Consider the following 18,555-nt stretch of genomic DNA (forward strand, 5'->3'; position numbering starts at 1 on the left):
CTGGCGAATTTATGAGTTACAAACACAATAATCTGATGGCAATGCGTCACCGTTTTTGGGATGAGTCTTCAGATCATGTATTAAATGAAAAGCAATTTTTACAGCAGACCTTAATCGAACAAGGCATTTTTAATAATGCGACTTTTGATGATGTTAAGTACTTTTTCTATACACTGCCTAGCATCATTATTGTAAAGGCTCATGCGCTTGGTTTTATGCATGATTCCGTCAAGCAAATGGTTATTCAACATATTCAAGCCAATCGTATGCATTTAATGCAAAAGGCTGAATTGAAAATTCAGTTTAAAATGTAATTTCACGGTTAGCATCTGATACGACGTTTTATAGTGGTTTATTTTTTCTGAAGGATGGATATTTTAATTTTCTCTCTAACGCTTAGGCTATTTGTAGAAAATTAAAATCCAAAATGAGACTTTCAACTCACCATTCAGTCTGAGGGAACTATTTTAATACGTTCAAAACATGTAATATTCGTTACAATTTTAGATCACCAGCGTTTGGCTGCATGATGCGCATAGGATTCTATTTTCATGTCAAATCAGAACGATAAGCTTAAGAGTTTAAAAACTTCTTCCATGGATCGACGCTTATCAATCGCGAAAGCTTCTTTACTGGCAGGAACACGTTGGGCTACTGCAAGTGCCTCTTCCCTCTTTTCTAGTGAAGAAGAAAAAGAGAAGAAGCGTAAGAAAGCAATGAGTGAGCAAGCTAATTATCTTGTTTCTGAAATTGGCAAACTTAAAGGTTCTATTGTCAAGATTGGCCAAATGATGGCGCTTTATGGTGAACATTTTTTACCAGAAGAAATTACTCAAGCTTTAAATACCCTAAATAACCAAACTGTTGCTTTAGACTGGCCAGCAATTAAACCTCATTTACAAGAACAACTAGGTTCTAAGTTAAATGATTTAACAATTGATCATGAGCCTATCGGTACGGCTTCTCTGGCACAAGTTCATCGCGCAACACGTAAATCAGACGGTTTAGAATTAGTTTTAAAAATTCAATACCCTGGTGTTGCGAATGCAATTGACTCGGATATGAGCCTGTTTAAAAACATGCTTAAGCTTACACGTATGGTTCCTCAAACTCGTGAGTTTGATCAGTGGTTTGATGAAGTACGTGAAATGATGCATCGTGAAGTCAATTATCACGTAGAGGCAGCCACAACACGTCGCTTTGCTGAACGTTTAAAAGATGATGAGCGCTATATTGTCCCTACAATTGTAGATGAATACTGTACCGATCAAGTCTTATGCATGACCTTTGAACGTGGCGTGCCAATTAATAGTCCAGTCATGCTTTCCCTTCCTCAAGAACGACGTAATCAGCTCGGTGAAGCTTCACTAGAGATTGCAGTTCGTGAGATTTTTGAATGGGGCGAAATGCAAACTGACCCTAACTTTGGTAATTACCTTGTTCGTTTAGGTAATGGCCAAGATATTCAGGATAAAATTGTACTATTAGACTTTGGCGCGATCCGTCAGTTCGATGAGCATTTACTCTCAGTTGCTCGTAATCTTATACAAGCGGGTTATCAGCATGATAAACATGCGATGGTTCAAGCAATGACTGGATATGAGTTCTTCGATGCAATGCCTGAAAGTATTAAACCCGGCATGGCCGATGTCTTTTTACTTGCGACAGAAGCATTCAGCACCCCTGCAAATAATGCAGATATGCCAGTGGGCCTGATGGATGAACATGAACGTTATGACTGGAAAAAGAGCCAGTTACATAGTCGTGTTATGCAGCAAGCAAGCAAATCAATGGCGTCTCGATATTTCTCGGTTCCTCCAAAAGAATTTATGTTTATTAGCCGTAAGTTTATTGGCGCATATACATTTATGACTGTTATTGATGCCAAAACAAATGTACGACGTATGATTCGTAACTTTGCTTAATATTATTAAGACTAGAATGATTCCCTGTCATTCTAGTCAATCCAAACAAAATAGTTCTTTTTAAAAATTTATTTTATTTTATAAAATCAGAAATATAGATCAAAACCTATTTTGCTTTTACCATTTATCTGCTCATTTTTTGAATGTCAGCAACGACATAGTTTTTTCTTATACAGCGTGTCAGCATAAAACAATAACAATGTGTTAGGACACCACAATCATGACAAATATGATCAATAAAGCCCAAGGGTTGGGTTTATCGCTGATCACGAAATTAGCTGGAAGCGATGTACTTGATCAACTCAAACTACGTAAATTTCTTGAAAAGTCTCTTTATCAAGGTTCAAAAGCTGGATTTAGAGCATTAAGTCAGACTCAGAAAGCATTTAAACCTAAGCAAATCCCCCAACAGCGTCTACCTCAACAGAAGAAAAACCTATTTGACTTAAGCCTCACCGAAGAACAACAAATGACTTCTGATGCAATGTCTCAATTTGCTCAAGAAGTTTTATTAGGATTAGCTCATGATGCTGATCAGGCAGGTCAATTTCCAGAAAGCCTTTGGCAAAATGTAGAAGATTTAGGACTAAATTATTATGCTCTTCCAGAAGCACTAGGTGGTGTCGCCGCTGAACAAAATATTGTAAGTAACCTATTGATTGCTGAAAAACTAGCTGAAGGTGATTTTAGTCTTACAGCAGGACTTTTAAGTACGTTTAGCGTTATTAATGCGATTACACGTTGGGGTTCTACTGAAGTTCAGTCAATGTATTTACCTTGCTTTGCAGAAGACTCAGACATTACCGCCACTTTCGCTGTACAAGAAGCTACTCCGGCATTTAACCCATATATCTTAAAAACAAAAGCTTCTCTTGAAAATAATCAATATTTTATAGAAGGTGAAAAAACCTTAGTCATTTTAGGTGATTTAGCTGATGTGTTCTTGGTGAGTGCAGATTTTAATGGCAAGCCGGATGTGTTTGTAGTTCAAGCGGGCGATACCATTTCCATTAAAAGTACCCCTGCTATGGGTCTCAAAGCAACAGAGACAGCTACTTTAAAATTCAGCCATACACCTGCTCTACGATTAGGCACAACAGATTTTGATTACACCGCCTTTCTAGATTTAGGCAATCTTATGTGGTGTGCAATGGCTGTAGGAACATGTGAAGCGGTAAAAGCCTATTGTATTAAATATGCCAATGAGCGAACTGCTTTCGGAGAACCAATTTCACATCGTCAAAGTGTCGCATTCATGATTGCAGATATGGCAATTGAAATTGATGCTATGCGCATGCTGATTCTAAATGCCGCAAGCCTTGCCGAAGCAGGTAAGCCATTCCACCGTGAAGCATATTTAGCTCGTATTCTTTGCGCAGAAAAATCAATGAAAATAGGAACAGATGGCGTACAAATTTTAGGTGGTCATGGTTTCACAAAAGAACACCCTGTTGAACGTTGGTATCGTGATTTACGTGCAACCGCAATTTTACATTCTGGCTTACATGCTTAAGATCAATCAGAGGATATTTTCATGAATTTACAAAATCCAAAAAAATTCAAAATGATGATTGATCAAGCACATGATGTTGCGATCAATGTATTACGCCCTATTTCCCGTAAATACGATAAAGCAGAACATGCTTATCCGAAAGAACTCGATATGCTCGCTTCACTCATTGATGGCATGAATGAAGGCGGTGAAGGAATTAATGCAGGTGCTGCCGGTGCAGGAAAACGTGGTGAATCTGATAATGAAGGTGTCCGTAACGGAACTAACATGTCAACAGCGTTAGGCATCATTGAAATGTGCTATGGCGATACTGGGCTATTACTCAGTATGCCACGTCAAGGTTTAGGAAACTCTGCAATTGCCGCGGTCGCAAATGATGAGCAACTAGAACGTTTTAAAGGAACATGGGCAGCTATGGCGATTACTGAACCAGGCTGTGGTTCTGACTCTGCTGCGATCCGTACTACGGCAACTAAAGATGGCAATGACTATATTTTAAATGGTGAAAAGATTTTCGTAACTTCTGGTGAACGTGCGGACTCGGTGGTTGTATGGGCTACACTTGACCGAAAACTTGGACGTGCAGCCATCAAATCATTTGTGGTGCCTAAGGGCACACCCGGAATGAAAGTTGAACGACTTGAACATAAGTTAGGTATCAAAGCTTCTGATACAGCCGTTATTAGTTTTACTGACTGTCGTGTTCCGGCTGAAAACTTGCTTGGTAATCCTGAAATTGATGTTGCAAAAGGTTTTGCCGGTGTAATGGAAACCTTTGACAATACACGACCATTAGTTGCCGCAATGGCAATTGGCTGTGCCAAAGCTTCTTTAGAACGTATTAAAGAAATTTTTAAAGACCAATTAGATCCCAATTACTCGACTCCATATTTGCAAACTTCCAACCTTGCTGCGCAAATTTACCGAATGGAAGCCGAATGGGAAGCTGCACGGTTACTTATGTTGAAAGCCACATGGATGGCAGACAACAAAAAACCAAACTCCAAAGAAGCTTCCATCGCTAAAGCAAAAGCAGGTCGTGTAGGCAACGAAATCACTTTGATGTGTGTCGAATTAGCAGCAAGTGTTGGCTATAACGAAGATGAACTACTTGAAAAGTGGGCACGTGATTCAAAAATTCTTGATATTTTTGAAGGTACTCAACAAATCCAGCAACTTATTATTGCTCGTCGTGAGCTTGGAAAATCTTCAAGTGAACTAAAATAAAGATATTGCAAGGGAGTTTTTTTACTTCCTTGCTTCTTAGCACTGTGACTTATTAGCAAAAATAAAACCCTCTAACCACATGACTAGAGGGTTTGGTATTTCAGGAATATATTTTTAATTATTCAGCTTGTGTAGTTTTTAATGACTTATCGACTACACCAAATTTTTTGAAGATTTTTGCACGACGTTTTGGTGAAATATTCGCTTTATTTAAATCACCTTTGTAGTGATCAAATACACGCTTATCCATCATTTTAAACCATAATGAAGGAATCATTGCTGGTAGCAACATACTTGCATAGCCGCTTGGCAACTCTGGTGCTTCGTCAAAATGACGTAATGCTTGGAATGGACGAGTTGGATAAGCATGATGATCTGAGTGACGCTGTAACTGATATAAGAACAAGTTGGTCACTACATTGTTATTATTCCAGCTATGCTCTGGCATTGTACGTTCATATTGACCATTTTCTTTTTTCTGGCGCAATAAGCCATAATGTTCAATATAGTTAATAATTTCGAATAGACTAATCCCGTAAAATGCTTGTGTTGCTAAATAAGGAATCGTACCTTTACCAAAAATTCCTACCATAGAAGCATGGAAAGCAGCACTCATACCCCAGCCTTGCAGCAATTCGTTATCGAGTGACCAAAACTCTTTACCTTTACGTTTTAAACGATTTTTTTCAATTTCAATTGCTGATTTAAAAGAACCAATAACTGTACGTGGCCAAAATTCATAGAATGTTTCACCCATACGTGAAGATGCGGGATCTTCAGGCGTAGCTGCACGCTTATGATGGCCATATGGATGCTCAATACGGAAATGGTTATAACCAGTAGGTACTAAAGCAAGATGAGATAAAATATGGTCGATACGATCATGTTTATGGCTTAGTTCATGGGCTGTATTAATTGCAATACCATTAATGGCACCCATCGAAATACCAAGCAAAATTTTGTCAATAAATGAAGTATCTTTACGGCTTGTTAAATAACATGCATAAATATTTGCCGCATATTGCAATGGAATAAAGCTTTTCACTAAACGCGAATAATATGGATCTTTCTCAAGAAGTTTAATTTCTTCATCGGTTGGATTACGCGCATCTTTACCAATAATTGTATCAATTGCAGGAATCACAACGTGTAATAAAAGTGGACCACCTAAAGCAAATACTTTCTTTAATGGGCGTGGACCAAAATGGTATCCGGCTAAAATACCTAAACCAATTACAGGTAGAGCCGGACTAATCATCCATAAATAGCGCTTACGATCTATCTCACGCATAGACGCTGGCACTGGCATAAGTTCTTGCTGAACATTCACTGGTGCATTCATAGTCATATTTCCTTTTTCTATATATCTATATAGTTAAAGAAATACTATTTGCTTAACAGTTGTAACCGTCCAAAAAACCTATTTCAAAGTCTTTGGCATTTTCTTCCACTTTTTTGTCCTAAAAACACATGTTGATCTATTCTTATAGCTCACTATAATTTTATTAAAATAATGATTGATCATATAAACATGGATGCACTAAGTAAATTTTTTGATGATATCCACTTAAATAAGTCTGAATATATTTATATAAAAGCACAAGGTGAATGGGCTTTTAAAACACAAGATCAATCTGCTTTACTGGCTTACATCGTTTTAACGGGTTCTGTATATATTCAAATAAATAATGTCGAAAAAATAATTGCAAAAGCTGGAGATATTATTTTAATTCCTTCTGGAAAAGCTCATCAAGCTACAGATTCAAAAGCGACTGGAAGCAAACTGGTAGATTCTGTCGATATTACTCCCTTATTTAATGGGCATCGTCACGATCCAATTGAGTTAGGTTCATCAGCACCTGAAAATACATTATTGCTCTGTCTACGTTGTCAAGTTGATACGTATATGGCGGGACCACTGATTAATGCATTACCATCTATTATGCATATTCAACACGAAAACCAGACAACTCCTCCTGAATGGTTGCAAATAGGGCTTTATTTTTTAGCGGTCGAAACACAAAAAATTCAACCTGGCCATGACAAAATTATTGATCACTTAGTCAGTATTCTTTTAATTGAATGTATTCGAGACCATATCCAACAAATGTCAGACCAACAAAACTGGTTAGGAGCATTAACACATCCTGAGTTAAGTAATGCTCTATCTGCAATCCATAGCCAACCTGAGGCTAGCTGGACTGTTGAATCATTAGCTGAACAATGCTGCATGTCGCGTTCTAAGTTTGCCAATCTCTTTAATAATATTATTGGTGAACCACCTCTTACTTATTTGCAGCATTATCGCTTTCGCTTAGGGAGCCAATATCTACGGACAAGTAATTTATCAGTTCAACAAATTTCAAATAAAGTCGGCTATTCATCAGAAACTGCATTTAGTCAGGCATTTAAGAGAGTATTTGATTTATCGCCTAAACAATATAGACAAAATTATATAGGTAGTAGAGATCAGTAATAAAAAAAGCGCCGAAGCGCTTTTTTTATTACATAAGTTTTATTTGATTTTAGCGTGTGACTTTAAGTATTCGCTGTAATCTTCGAGTATTTGCTGACCACGAGATTGGCGATAAAGCTGTTGTAATTGCTTTAACTGATCCGCTGGCATAGCATTTACCGCAGCTGAATTTACATTAGAAACGGCAACAACAACCAATTCATTAGGTAAGTTCGCTGTTGTAACAGACCACATACCAGGTTTCGGTGCAGGAACACTAAATGCTGCACGCTCAATTGCACGTTTTAAACCTTGTGAACGAGTAAACACACCTGCAGATTCAAAAGGTACTTTATTTTTCGCAACAACTTGTTCAGCCGGCTGAGTTTTGAATTCAGTCAACATGGTAGCAATTTTCGCTTGAGCTGCTTTGCGTGCTTTCTCATCAATTACTTTAGCTTTTGCTTCGTTCATTGCTTGAGCAAGTGGTTTAACGCCAGCAGCATGATAATCACGCACCTTAACCCAAACAGTATCACCATTCGCTAATTGAATATTTGATGAAGCGTTACGATCGCCATTTTTCACATCATCATTAAACAATTTAATTTTTACGTTTGGATCGCTTAGTTGTGGATTTTGAGTAGCTAAAGTTACACCATTTAATGATTCAATTTTTGTACCTTTAACTTGCTGTACAACTGCATCTAAAGAATCATTACCTACAATTGTTTCATTCAAACTATTTACTGTATCTGAATAAACAGTAGCAACCTTATTCTTTTCAACTTCGGCAGTTAAACGCGCCTTCTCAGCTTCAAACGAAGGAATTTGATTCGCTGGAGTCTCTGCTTCAATAATATGGTAACCATATTGTGTTTTTACTGGCTGCGAAACTTGACCATTTTTCAGACTTGAAACAGTTTTATCAAATGCATCAGAGAAAACACCAGGTGCATACGCCTCTACTAAACCACCTTTCGTTTTTGAAGTTGGATCTTCTGAGAACTGAGCTGCTGCTTGAGCAAATGAAAGACCGCCTTGAATTTTTGCATATACCTCATTAGCAAGCTTTTGAGCTGCCGCATCATCACGAGCATCTGTCGTAATAAGAATATGCTTCACAACACGTTTAGCATTTTTTTGCTGAGTTTCTACAAATTTAGCATAGGCTTGTTTGAGTTCAGCATCTGTTGCTGGTGCAGGTTTCGCCATTAAGGACGGAGATAAAACAACATAATCTACATCAACAGAAGCAGCCTGTTTAAACTCGTTTTGATGTTTATTGTAGTAGTCAGTCGCTTCTTGATTAGATGCTGTTAAACCCGTTTTATAGGTATCTAACTTAATACTAGCTAAATGTAATGTACGCTGTTCAGTTTGCAAATTCGCAATTTGCATTACATCAACTTTACTCACTAAAGCATAATCAGAAAAAGTTGAAGTCAACATTTTCAAAGCGTGATCTTGACGCAAGCTCGCAATTAAGGCTTGGCTTGTCATACCAATTGAACGCAAATAATTTTCATATAATTTTTGTGAAAACTGACCATTTTCTTGCAAGCTTGGCTGCTGAGCTAACATTTGCTCGATTTGAGCATCACTCAAAGAAATACCCAATTTTTCAGCTTGCTGAATGAGTAAATTACGAGATACCAATATATCGAGAGCTTTTGCTTGAATAACCGGTAAATTAAGTAAACTTTCATCACCTTTTACAGCAGCTAAATATTGTTCTTTATACCTTTGCGTTAAAGTTTCAAGGTCTTTTTTTGATATGTCCTGTCCATTTACAGTTTTTGCGACATCTGCCTTGTTTCCCCTATTAAAATATCCATTAATACCTACAAGCGCTAAAGGGGTCAAAAACAAAATTAAAAGGACTTTGCCGAGCCAACCCTTAATGACTGTACGAAACGATTCCATAAGTATTCCAATATTTTATTTCGAGGAGAATTTTAACTGAAAAACCACAATGAATGAATGAGCAATATTGGTCAATTCAGATTTTTAATAAAAAACGCGCCTATATCGGCGCGTTTAATCATCTTAAAAGATTAAGCAACTGAATCTTTAAGACCTTTACCAGCTTTAAAGCTAGGTACTTTTGTTGCTTTAATTTGAAGCTCTTCACCAGTTTTAGGGTTACGACCAGTACGTGCAGCACGCTCTTTAACACTGAAAGTACCAAAACCAACTAAAGTTACTGTGTCACCTTTTTTAAGTGCTTCAGTAATTGACGCAATTGTCGCATCGAGTGCCTTGCCTGCATCAGTCTTAGATACTCCCCCTTTTTCAGCAATTGCATCGATTAATTCTGATTTATTCATGAATAAAACATCCTCTTAATATCGTTTGTTTAAGGTCCAAGGCTATAGTTTAAAAGGCCATGACGCCTTTATAGCAATGCTTTGGGGGAAAACGCAATACTAGAGCAGAGCTTTTAGCAAAAATAAATGCTAAAAAACTGTTATATATTTGCTAAATCCCTACATTTTTTTACTTTTCATTCAATTTTGCCTTCAATTTTTGATTTTCTTCAATAAGAGCATCAACCTTTATATGCAATTGAACTAACAGTTGTTCAATGTGCTGTAAGTCCTTCGGAGTAACTAAGCCAATTCGATTTAAAGAATGATTTACACTGGTATCTAAAATTTTTTCGACCTTGTCTTTTGTATCAGACACTGACTCTTTCGCCTTTTCGGTTACTTTGCCAACAGTTGTATCGGCTAAATCACCAGTTTTAGACTCAAGTTCTTCCCCTACTTTGACTAGTGAGTCAAATAGTTTATTGCCTTCTTCTTCTGCACGAGAGAAAGCACCTAAACCAGCTAACCATATTTGCTTGGTATACTTTCTAAAATCCAATGCAGACTTTCTAGAACTTTTTGATTTTAATTTGTTTTTATCTCCTTGCTCTTCTGATTGTGTTTCTATATTTGCATTATCCATTGACCTAAGCTCCTGATCGGATGAGACAGATGAAGTCTTATTTAACCACAAAATATTCTTATAATAACAAAGTCAAGACTTGATACATTTATGAAACTGTTCTACAAAACAATCATGTCATGTAAATATATTTAACAGGACAATGTGTTAAGTTTGAGATAGGATGTCTCATTCTCTTAATTAATCTCTAATATTTAAGGATAAACTTTTATGAGTGAAACGCAACAAAGACAAAAACACCCACGTCTGTTGCTGAACATTGTTCTAATTATTTTAGAAACTTTTTTCTCATTTATTCTCACCCACGATGGTGTTCTTCGCTTGCAGGCGAAAAAGTTTATCGCAAATAAAATCACAATCCGTATTAATAGCTACTTGCCATTTTTCAACTTCTATGTGCAATTTACGGAAAAAGGTTTGTTATTTGATATTCATTCTTATGATCGTCGTATTGACTTAGAAATTAATAGTACTCTCATCGACCTTATCAAAATTTTTGCTTTTTCAAATCAACGTAGTTTAAACAATATGCGAATTGATGGAGATGCAGAAACTAAAAAAGAACTCATCGATTTAATCTCACATCTCACTTTACCTAAGCTCCTAGCTGACTGGAAGCAATGGTTCAATACTCCAGATGATGAAGCCGAAGCACTTGCTTCACGTAAAAAAATTGCCCCCTTACTTGAAAAAATTGATCAACAGCGTTCAGAGATAAATTCTTTGAATGTCGAAATTAAACAGTATCAAAATCGAATTTCACGTTTACAGCAGCGCCAACGCAACATTAACTTGTGCTTTGGTATAATTAGCCTAATATTTATTGCTTATTTCATATATAATTTGTGGGTAGCTTAACTTATTTTTTCTATCTTGATCCTGCACTTGAATTAAAAATAAAAAAACTTGACTATTTTAGTCGGGATTCATAAAATCCTATTATCTAGTCTTAACATGTGTATCGAATCATGCGCCTTACAACTCGCGGTCGCTACGCAGTGACTGCTCTACTTGATTTAGCTTTGCAGCCAACTGAACAAACGATCACGCTCGCCGAAATTGCCGCACGTCAATCTATTTCAGTTGCTTATTTAGAGCAGTTGTTCGCAAAACTTAAGCGTCATGGGTTAGTTTCTAGTGTTCGCGGTGCAAATGGTGGTTACCATTTGGCTCGAAACGCTGATGAAATTACTGTGTTAGAAATTATTGAAGCCGTAAATGAAACTGTTGATGCAACACGTTGTGACCATAAAGGTAACTGCCAAAATGGTGCAATGTGTCTTACTCACGATTTATGGCAAGAACTCTCTCATCATATTGCCGACTATTTAGCTAAAATCACTCTTGCCGACCTCATTAGCCGAGACAACGTTCAAACTGTTGCATTACGCCAAAATGTGACTGGCACAGATTCAGCTCTTTTATCGGGTACAGGTATTTGATATGAAACGTCCAATTTATCTTGATTACGCAGCAACCACTCCAGTAGATCCGCAAGTTGCAGAACGTATGATGGAGTGTTTAACTTTCGACGGTACCTTTGGTAATGCTGCATCTCGTTCCCATGCTTATGGCTGGCAGGCAGAAGAAAAAGTTGAATATGCACGTGAGCAAGTCGCAAATTTAATTAAAGCTGACCCACGTGAAATTGTTTGGACTTCTGGTGCAACTGAGTCAGATAACCTTGCTCTTAAAGGTGTTGCTCAATTCTATGCATCTAAAGGCAAACATATCATTACAAGTAAAATTGAACACAAAGCTGTTCTAGACCCTTGTCGTGAATTAGAAGAACAAGGTTTTGAAATTACTTACTTAGAGCCAGAGCCACAAACAGGTTTAATTACTCCTGAGATGGTTAAAGCTGCCCTTCGCCCAGATACTATTCTTGTTTCTCTTATGATGGTAAACAACGAAATTGGTACGGTTACAGATGTAGCGGCGATTGGTGAATTAACACGTGCCAACAAAACATTTTTCCATGTAGATGCAGCACAAGCAGCTGGTAAAGTTGATATCGACTTATCTACTATGAAAATTGATCTTATGAGTTTCTCTGCTCATAAAATTTATGGTCCAAAAGGTATCGGCGCATTATATGTACGTCGTAGCCCACGTGTTCGCTTAAAAGCACAAATTCATGGTGGTGGTCATGAGCGCGGTATGCGTTCTGGTACTTTGGCAACTCACCAAATCGTTGGTATGGGTGAAGCTTTTGAAATTGCAGGCAAAACAATGCATGCTGAACAAGAGCGTATTCGTAAACTTCGTGACAAACTTTGGAACGGTTTACAAGACCTTGAACAAGTGTTCTTAAACGGTCACCCGACTCAAAACGTTGCTAATTATTTAAATGTCAGCTTCAACTTTGTTGAAGGTGAGTCTTTAATGATGTCGCTTAAAGATGCTGCTGTATCAAGTGGTTCTGCTTGTACGTCTGCAACTTTAGAGCCTTCATATGTTCTTCGCGCATTAGGTTTATCTGATGAGCTAGCACACAGCTCAATTCGCTTTAGTTTTGGTAAATACACGACTGAAGAAGATATTGACCACGTGCTTACAATTACCAAAGCCGCTGTTGAGAAATTACGTGAACTTTCTCCGCTTTGGGATATGTACAAAGAAGGTATCGATCTTTCTACAGTTGAATGGGCAGAACACTAATTATTGAAATTAGTGTTTTAACCCTCATATTAATATTAGGCTGACCCCGAGGTTTGGAGAAGCAAAATGGCTTATAGCGAAAAGGTAATTGATCATTACGAAAATCCACGTAATGTTGGTGTTTTAGATAAAAACTCTGAAAATGTTGGTACGGGCATGGTGGGTGCACCTGCATGTGGCGACGTTATGCGTTTACAGATTCAAGTAAATGACAGTGGCGTAATCGAAGAAGCACGCTTTAAAACTTACGGTTGTGGTTCTGCAATTGCATCAAGTTCACTTGTAACTGAATGGTTAAAAGGTAAAACACTTGATGAAGCTCAAGCAATCAAAAATATTGATATTGCGACTGAGTTAGCTCTTCCGCCAGTAAAAGTTCACTGCTCTGTTTTAGCTGAAGACGCGATTAAAGCTGCGATTGAAGATTATCGTAGTAAAAAGTCAAAAGCTTAATTTGTTACCATTATAAACGTTGGAGTTTTCATGATTCATTTAACTGAAAATGCTGCGACTCATATTAGCAATTACCTTAAAAACCGAGGTAAGGGTGAAGGCATTCGCGTTGGTGTGAAAACTTCTGGTTGTTCTGGGTTGGCTTATGTTCTCGAATTTGTAGACGATATCGATGAACATGATCAAGTTTTCGAACAATTCGGTGTTAAGGTTTTTGTAGATCCTAAAAGCTTAGTTTACTTAGAAGGCTTAGAAATGGACTATGTTAAAAATGGCCTTAACGAAGGGTTCGAATTTAACAATCCTAATAAAAAGGGTGAATGTGGTTGTGGTGAGTCTTTCACTGTTTAATCCTCTCCTTTCCTTTTTCTCATTAAAACAGTGTCTTTCAACAGCACTGTTTTAATGTATTTAATTAACGTGGACCCCATTTCTAATGAATCATTTTGAGTTGTTCAATTTACCTGTGGCACTCGATATCGATTTGGCAAGCTTAAAATCAAATTTCTTGAGTTTGCAACAACAATATCATCCAGATAAAGCCGCAGATAAAGATCAAGCATTGATCAAATCAAGTGAAATCAATCAAGCTTTTAAAACGCTTTCACAAGTTGATAGCCGCGCTGCCTATCTTTTAGCTCTTAAAAAGCAAGATCATCATCTTGACCAATCTATTAGTGATTTTGAATTTCTACAATCTGCATTAGAACTTCGTGAACAACTTGATGAAGCGACATCACCTGAACATTTACGTACGTTAAGATTGGAAGTACAACAATGGATTGATGGCTTGGTTCGTGAATTCAAAATTGATTACAACGAAGAAGATTGGGCTGAAGCACGCGATACCGTACGTAAGTTGCGTTTCTTTCAACGTGTTTTAAACGATATTGATAAAGCAGAAGATCAACTGTTAGATGAAGAAGACAGCTTTGATTTAGACGATGATTTTTAATTTTGCTTTCTCTACTTTATTTTCAAGGGATTTAACTCATGGCACTTTTGCAAATTGCTGAACCGGGTCAATCCAGTGCCCCACACCAACATCGCATTGCGATTGGTATTGACCTAGGAACAACACACTCATTAGTTGCGACAGTGTTATCAGGCAAACCTAAAGTACTCAATGATGTTCAAAATAGAAGATTACTTCCTTCTATCGTTCATTATGGGGACAATACAACTCATTATGGTGAAGAAGCTAAACCATTTATCATTGCAGATCCCAAAAATACGATTGTATCTGTTAAAAGATTTATGGGACGCTCAAAAGCAGACATTAAATTTCAGCATCCTTATGAATTAGTAGGCTCTGAAAATGAAATGCCTGCTTTTGAAACACGTGCCGGGCGCAAAACACCAGTAGAAATTTCAGCCGAAATTTTAAAACAATTAAAAGATCGTGCTGAAGACAGCTTACAAAATCCCGTTAATGGTGCTGTGATTACAGTTCCTGCTTATTTTGACGAAGCTCAGCGTCAAGCAACTCGCGATGCAGCTCAACTTGCAGGCTTAAACGTATTACGTTTATTAAATGAACCTACAGCTGCTGCAGTAGCTTATGGATTAGATCAAGAAAGTAATTTAGAGACCGACCGTAATTATGTAATTTACGATTTGGGCGGTGGTACTTTTGATGTATCAATCTTACGTTTTTCACAAGGCGTATTTGAAGTTTTAGCGACCGGCGGCCATACCGCTTTAGGTGGTGATGACTTAGACCGCCTCATTGTGAAATGGGCAAAAAAGCAGCTTAATATTGATGTATTAAGTAATGAAGACTATGCAGTATTTATAGTTGCAGCACGTCAAGCTAAAGAGCAATTATCTACTCAAGATTCAGTTGAATTAAAACTGCTTGATAGAACTCTTACACTAGACCGACCTACATTTGAAAGTATTATTCAAGTTGCTTTAGATAAAACCATCAGTGTTTGTAAGCGTGTATTGCGTGATGCAAAGCTTGATTTGACTGACATTCAAAATGTAGTTTTAGTGGGTGGCTCTACCCGCTCTTATGCAGTTCAAAAAGCTGTACGTGAAGTTTTTGATCAAGAACCTCTTTGCACAATTAACCCAGATGAAGTTGTAGCAATCGGTGCTTCTATTACAGCCAACCAGTTAATTGGTAATAGTCAAGATGGCTCACTTCTTCTAGACGTAACTCCTCTTTCTCTTGGTTTAGAGACAATGGGTGGCCTGGTTGAACGTCTGATCTCGCGCAATACAGCTATTCCTGTTGCACGTCGTCAAGAGTTCACGACCTACCAAGATGGCCAAACTGCCATGTTAATTCATGTGGTTCAAGGTGAACGTGATTTAGTTGAACATTGCCGCTCATTAGGTAGATTTGTACTCCATGGCATTCCACCAATGACTGCAGGTCAAGCCCGTATTGAAGTCACTTTCCAAGTTGATGCCGATGGCTTACTCACCGTTTCTGCTCGTGAAGCAACTTCTGGTGTACAAGCTCATATCGATATCAAACCATCTTATGGTTTATCTGAAGCAGATACAGAACGCTTATTAATTGAAGGTTTCCAACATGCTGAAGAAGACAAAAATCTTCGTCATTTAAAGGAAACTAAAGTTGAAGCAGAACGTGAACTTGAAGCTCTAGAGCAAGCATTAAAAGTAGATGCAGATTTACTTGATGAAACGCAGCTCGCAGAACTCAATTCTGCAAAAGAATCATTAAAAGCTCAACTTGAAGGTAGTGATATCCAAGCGATTGAGCAAGCTGTTCAACAGCTTAAAGTACATAGTGACGCTTTTGCAGCATTACGAATGAATCGACATATTGACCATGCCTTAAAGGGCACGAAGCTCGACGATTGGTCAAAATCAAACTAAAAGGTATAGGTGATCAATATGCCACGTATTAAAGTACTTCCTCATGCTCAGATTTGCCCTGAAGGCGCAGAATTTGAGGTTGAACAAAATGCCAATCTTTGTCAAAGTCTGCTCAATAAAGGTATCAAAATTGAGCACGCGTGTGATATGTCTTGTGCATGTACAACTTGCCACGTGATTGTTCGCAAAGGTTTTGATAGCTTAGAAGAAATGAACGATGTTGAAGCCGATCTTTTAGACCGTGCTTGGGGATTAGAACCTGACTCTCGTCTTTCATGTCAGGTTAAAATTGTAGATGAAGATCTTGAAATCGAGATTCCGAAATATACAATTAACCATGCTTCAGAAAATCATTAAGATTTAATGGTAAAAAAAGCTGCTTAAGCAGCTTTTTTTATTTATATGATTTATACCGAATCTTGCTCTTGATCAATATTTATTGGCTTAACCTCATCTTCGAGTCTAAGCTGAGCAACACCTTGAGTATTAATTAAAGTTTGTTGAACTTTAATACGTTGAATCATCTTTTCAAGCACTTCAACCAACTCAGGGTATTCGTAGTTCTGTACTTCTTCTAAATTCAAGACTAAATGGAAACCTTTATATTCATAATCAAACCATTGCTGATGATCTGACTTGTTCCCTGTATATTTTTCCATGACTTGCCATGTTTTTACTGCACCTTGAATACCTTTTAAATAAATTGGTGTTTTAGGCGCACATAGAAAATCACTTTTAATGAGTTGATAAGTATCATCAGAAATAAGTATTTCATCGATTTCAGCAGCATATTGTAAACGTGCTGCCAAATTTACATCACGACCTACAATTGTATAAGCCATACGATGTGTTGCCCCATAGTTCCCAACGTGGCAATAACCCGTACTAATACCCATACGGATATGTAAGGCTGAATACCCCATCTTTTTCCAACGCTCGCGCAGCAACTTCATTTGCTGACGCATAGCAATTGCCATTTCCACACAAGATTTGGCATCTTGTTCAACACCTTGTGAATTTGGATCTCCAAAAAAGATGAGGATTGCATCTCCCATAAATTTATCGACAGTCGCCTCATATTGCTTCGCAATTTCAGTCATATGACTTAAATAGTCATTAAGCAAGAAGGCCAAGTCATCTGGAATTAAGGTTTCCGACAATTCAGTAAAACCTTGAATATCAGAAAAGAATACGGTCATTTTTTTACGTTTATATTCAATTTTTGCTTCAGCCTCTCCACGCATAATCGACTGCCATAATTGCAATGGAGCATAGCGGCTTAACTGATTAGCAAAAGCGATATAACGCGTCATTTGATCGTAATAATGCTGACGCTGCTGACTAATTTTTTTAACCCAGCGATGTTGGTAGTAATTTCCAATAGTGATGAACATCACTAAACCAAGTAAGGTAATTACCGTTAATTCTTGGCTTGTGGCTTCAAAATATGGATGAAAACCAAATAGAAAAAAAGTACTTAAATAAAAAATAATTGCACCAAGCAGACTCGTTAAACAAATCACTGCAAACGAAATGCGACTATTAATTGCTGAGTAAAATAATGCAAAAAGCGCAATAAATGTAGGAACAAGATTGAGATGTACGCCTGCTAGAGTAACCGCCACCACAATTGCATCTATCGCAAAGAAAACACTTTTTTGGGTTTTCTTGTCAAACTGGTACTGTAACCAGTGCTCTAATTTAGAACTAACAAAAAGTAAAAAAAGAAAGAAAGGAGGAATATAGATTTGATAATTAGTATTTGGTGAGGTAAAGGCATAGATCACTAAAATCAATGACAGAATTGAATACCCCATCAAACGATGAAAATATGCAAACTGCTTAGGTTCCCGATCTATAAACCTCTCTAATTGCACCCTATCCTCCACATTTCAATGTAGCCACACTCACATGTGGCATGACATTGATTTAATCCATGCGCCAATCAAAAGGCATATCACCCTGACCACGTAAAGCAAGCATAAGGGTCTGACGCATGTGAGCTAAAACATCACTTGTGTATGGTACAGCTGGTGTCCCCCACACTGGTTTAGGCCAAGCTACGTCATTTTGATAGCGGACAACATGGTGGAAATGTAATTGAGGTACCATATTACCTAAAGCTGCAACATTCATTTTGTCAGCACGAAAAACGCGAGATAACTGGCTAGATAACCAGCTTGATTCACGTAAAAACTGTTCTTGGTCAGCTTGACTTAATTCGTATAATTCCGTGATTCCTGGTACACGTGGTACTAAAATCAACCAAGGAAATTGCATATCATTCATTAAACGACATGTTGAAAGCGGGAAATCGCCTACAAAAAAAGTATCTTGAGCAAGTTGTGGATGCAAACTAAACATATCTTTTATAAATGACAATAAACAATAATGGCTAATACTATCACATCAGTTTTGATGTGAATATTATTAGTAGTCCGTTTACTTACAAATAACAATGATTTTATGCACTTATTCATATCTCAAGGTATAAAAAAGTACATAAAATCCAA

Annotated in this window: 19 protein-coding genes; 13 read left to right on the forward strand and 6 right to left on the reverse strand. The window is 37.5% G+C overall.

Annotation, left to right across the window (positions count from 1 at the left end):
- Positions 1-11 precede the first annotated feature (11 nt).
- From J678_RS10175 to J678_RS10190, 4 genes are all read left to right on the forward strand, one after another.
- Entirely contained in the window at positions 12-314 is a 303-nt protein-coding gene (locus tag J678_RS10175; RefSeq protein WP_000120630.1) for a hypothetical protein, read from the forward strand.
- 237 nt (positions 315-551) lie between these two features.
- Entirely contained in the window at positions 552-1,925 is a 1,374-nt protein-coding gene (locus J678_RS10180; protein WP_032027289.1) for an ABC1 kinase family protein, read from the forward strand.
- A gap of 229 nt (positions 1,926-2,154) precedes the next feature.
- Positions 2,155-3,438, forward strand: a complete 1,284-nt coding sequence (locus tag J678_RS10185; RefSeq protein WP_171057468.1) for an acyl-CoA dehydrogenase family protein — start codon at positions 2,155-2,157, stop codon at positions 3,436-3,438.
- A gap of 21 nt (positions 3,439-3,459) precedes the next feature.
- Positions 3,460-4,665: an acyl-CoA dehydrogenase family protein gene (locus J678_RS10190; protein WP_017392833.1), complete on the forward strand. Its 1,206-nt coding sequence runs from the start codon at positions 3,460-3,462 to the stop codon at positions 4,663-4,665.
- A gap of 118 nt (positions 4,666-4,783) precedes the next feature.
- Here the strand turns inward: J678_RS10190 and J678_RS10195 are convergent, their stop codons facing one another.
- The gene (locus J678_RS10195) at positions 4,784-6,007 is read right to left on the reverse strand and encodes an alkane 1-monooxygenase (protein WP_017392834.1); all 1,224 of its coding nucleotides are present in this window, start codon (positions 6,005-6,007) and stop codon (positions 4,784-4,786) included.
- A gap of 189 nt (positions 6,008-6,196) precedes the next feature.
- On the opposite strand from J678_RS10195, the gene J678_RS10200 reads away from it, so the two are divergent.
- A complete protein-coding gene (locus J678_RS10200) occupies positions 6,197-7,141 on the forward strand; it encodes an AraC family transcriptional regulator (protein ID WP_032027291.1) in 945 nt (314 codons plus the stop codon).
- A 39-nt stretch (positions 7,142-7,180) separates the two neighbouring features.
- Here the strand turns inward: J678_RS10200 and J678_RS10205 are convergent, their stop codons facing one another.
- The 3 genes from J678_RS10205 to J678_RS10215 all read right to left on the reverse strand — a co-directional run bounded on the left by J678_RS10205 (position 7,181) and on the right by J678_RS10215 (position 10,075).
- Positions 7,181-9,046, reverse strand: a complete 1,866-nt coding sequence (locus J678_RS10205) for a SurA N-terminal domain-containing protein (RefSeq protein ID WP_017392835.1) — start codon at positions 9,044-9,046, stop codon at positions 7,181-7,183.
- Between the two features lie 131 nt (positions 9,047-9,177).
- The gene (locus J678_RS10210; RefSeq protein WP_001043034.1) at positions 9,178-9,450 is read right to left on the reverse strand and encodes an HU family DNA-binding protein; all 273 of its coding nucleotides are present in this window, start codon (positions 9,448-9,450) and stop codon (positions 9,178-9,180) included.
- Positions 9,451-9,619: 169 nt separating this feature from the next.
- Positions 9,620-10,075 (reverse strand): phasin family protein, encoded by a 456-nt coding sequence (locus tag J678_RS10215; protein ID WP_002049921.1) that lies wholly within the window; start codon positions 10,073-10,075, stop codon positions 9,620-9,622.
- Between the two features lie 210 nt (positions 10,076-10,285).
- Here J678_RS10215 and J678_RS10220 point away from each other — a divergent pair, with 210 nt between their 5' ends.
- From J678_RS10220 to fdx, 8 genes are all read left to right on the forward strand, one after another.
- Entirely contained in the window at positions 10,286-10,933 is a 648-nt protein-coding gene (locus J678_RS10220; protein ID WP_002050024.1) for a hypothetical protein, read from the forward strand.
- A 110-nt stretch (positions 10,934-11,043) separates the two neighbouring features.
- Complete coding sequence (locus tag J678_RS10225) at positions 11,044-11,517, forward strand: Rrf2 family transcriptional regulator (RefSeq protein ID WP_002050146.1); 474 nt, start codon at positions 11,044-11,046, stop codon at positions 11,515-11,517.
- Position 11,518: 1 nt separating this feature from the next.
- On the forward strand, positions 11,519-12,736 hold the full coding sequence (locus J678_RS10230) for an IscS subfamily cysteine desulfurase (RefSeq protein WP_002050229.1): 1,218 nt from the start codon (positions 11,519-11,521) through the stop codon (positions 12,734-12,736).
- Positions 12,737-12,802: 66 nt separating this feature from the next.
- The gene (gene iscU, locus J678_RS10235) at positions 12,803-13,189 is read left to right on the forward strand and encodes a Fe-S cluster assembly scaffold IscU (protein ID WP_002049835.1); all 387 of its coding nucleotides are present in this window, start codon (positions 12,803-12,805) and stop codon (positions 13,187-13,189) included.
- A 30-nt stretch (positions 13,190-13,219) separates the two neighbouring features.
- A complete protein-coding gene (gene iscA / locus J678_RS10240) occupies positions 13,220-13,540 on the forward strand; it encodes an iron-sulfur cluster assembly protein IscA (protein ID WP_002050042.1) in 321 nt (106 codons plus the stop codon).
- 85 nt (positions 13,541-13,625) lie between these two features.
- Positions 13,626-14,144 (forward strand): Fe-S protein assembly co-chaperone HscB, encoded by a 519-nt coding sequence (hscB, locus tag J678_RS10245; RefSeq protein ID WP_004709049.1) that lies wholly within the window; start codon positions 13,626-13,628, stop codon positions 14,142-14,144.
- Between the two features lie 38 nt (positions 14,145-14,182).
- Positions 14,183-16,042, forward strand: a complete 1,860-nt coding sequence (gene hscA / locus J678_RS10250) for a Fe-S protein assembly chaperone HscA (protein ID WP_017392836.1) — start codon at positions 14,183-14,185, stop codon at positions 16,040-16,042.
- Positions 16,043-16,060: 18 nt separating this feature from the next.
- Positions 16,061-16,399, forward strand: coding sequence for an ISC system 2Fe-2S type ferredoxin (gene fdx / locus J678_RS10255; protein WP_002049779.1), 339 nt, complete (start codon positions 16,061-16,063; stop codon positions 16,397-16,399).
- A 50-nt stretch (positions 16,400-16,449) separates the two neighbouring features.
- Here fdx and J678_RS10260 read toward each other — a convergent pair whose 3' ends face one another.
- Both J678_RS10260 and J678_RS10265 read right to left on the reverse strand, forming a co-directional pair.
- A complete protein-coding gene (locus J678_RS10260) occupies positions 16,450-17,919 on the reverse strand; it encodes an adenylate/guanylate cyclase domain-containing protein (protein ID WP_025466097.1) in 1,470 nt (489 codons plus the stop codon).
- Between the two features lie 52 nt (positions 17,920-17,971).
- Positions 17,972-18,406 carry an HIT domain-containing protein gene (locus J678_RS10265; RefSeq protein WP_000492048.1) on the reverse strand — a complete coding sequence of 145 codons (435 nt, stop codon included), beginning with the start codon at positions 18,404-18,406 and terminating at the stop codon, positions 17,972-17,974.
- Positions 18,407-18,555 lie beyond the last annotated feature (149 nt).

Origin of the sequence: Acinetobacter sp. 1424608, from assembly GCF_000588255.1 — a bacterium.
Classification (GTDB): Bacteria; Pseudomonadota; Gammaproteobacteria; order Pseudomonadales; family Moraxellaceae; genus Acinetobacter; species Acinetobacter nosocomialis.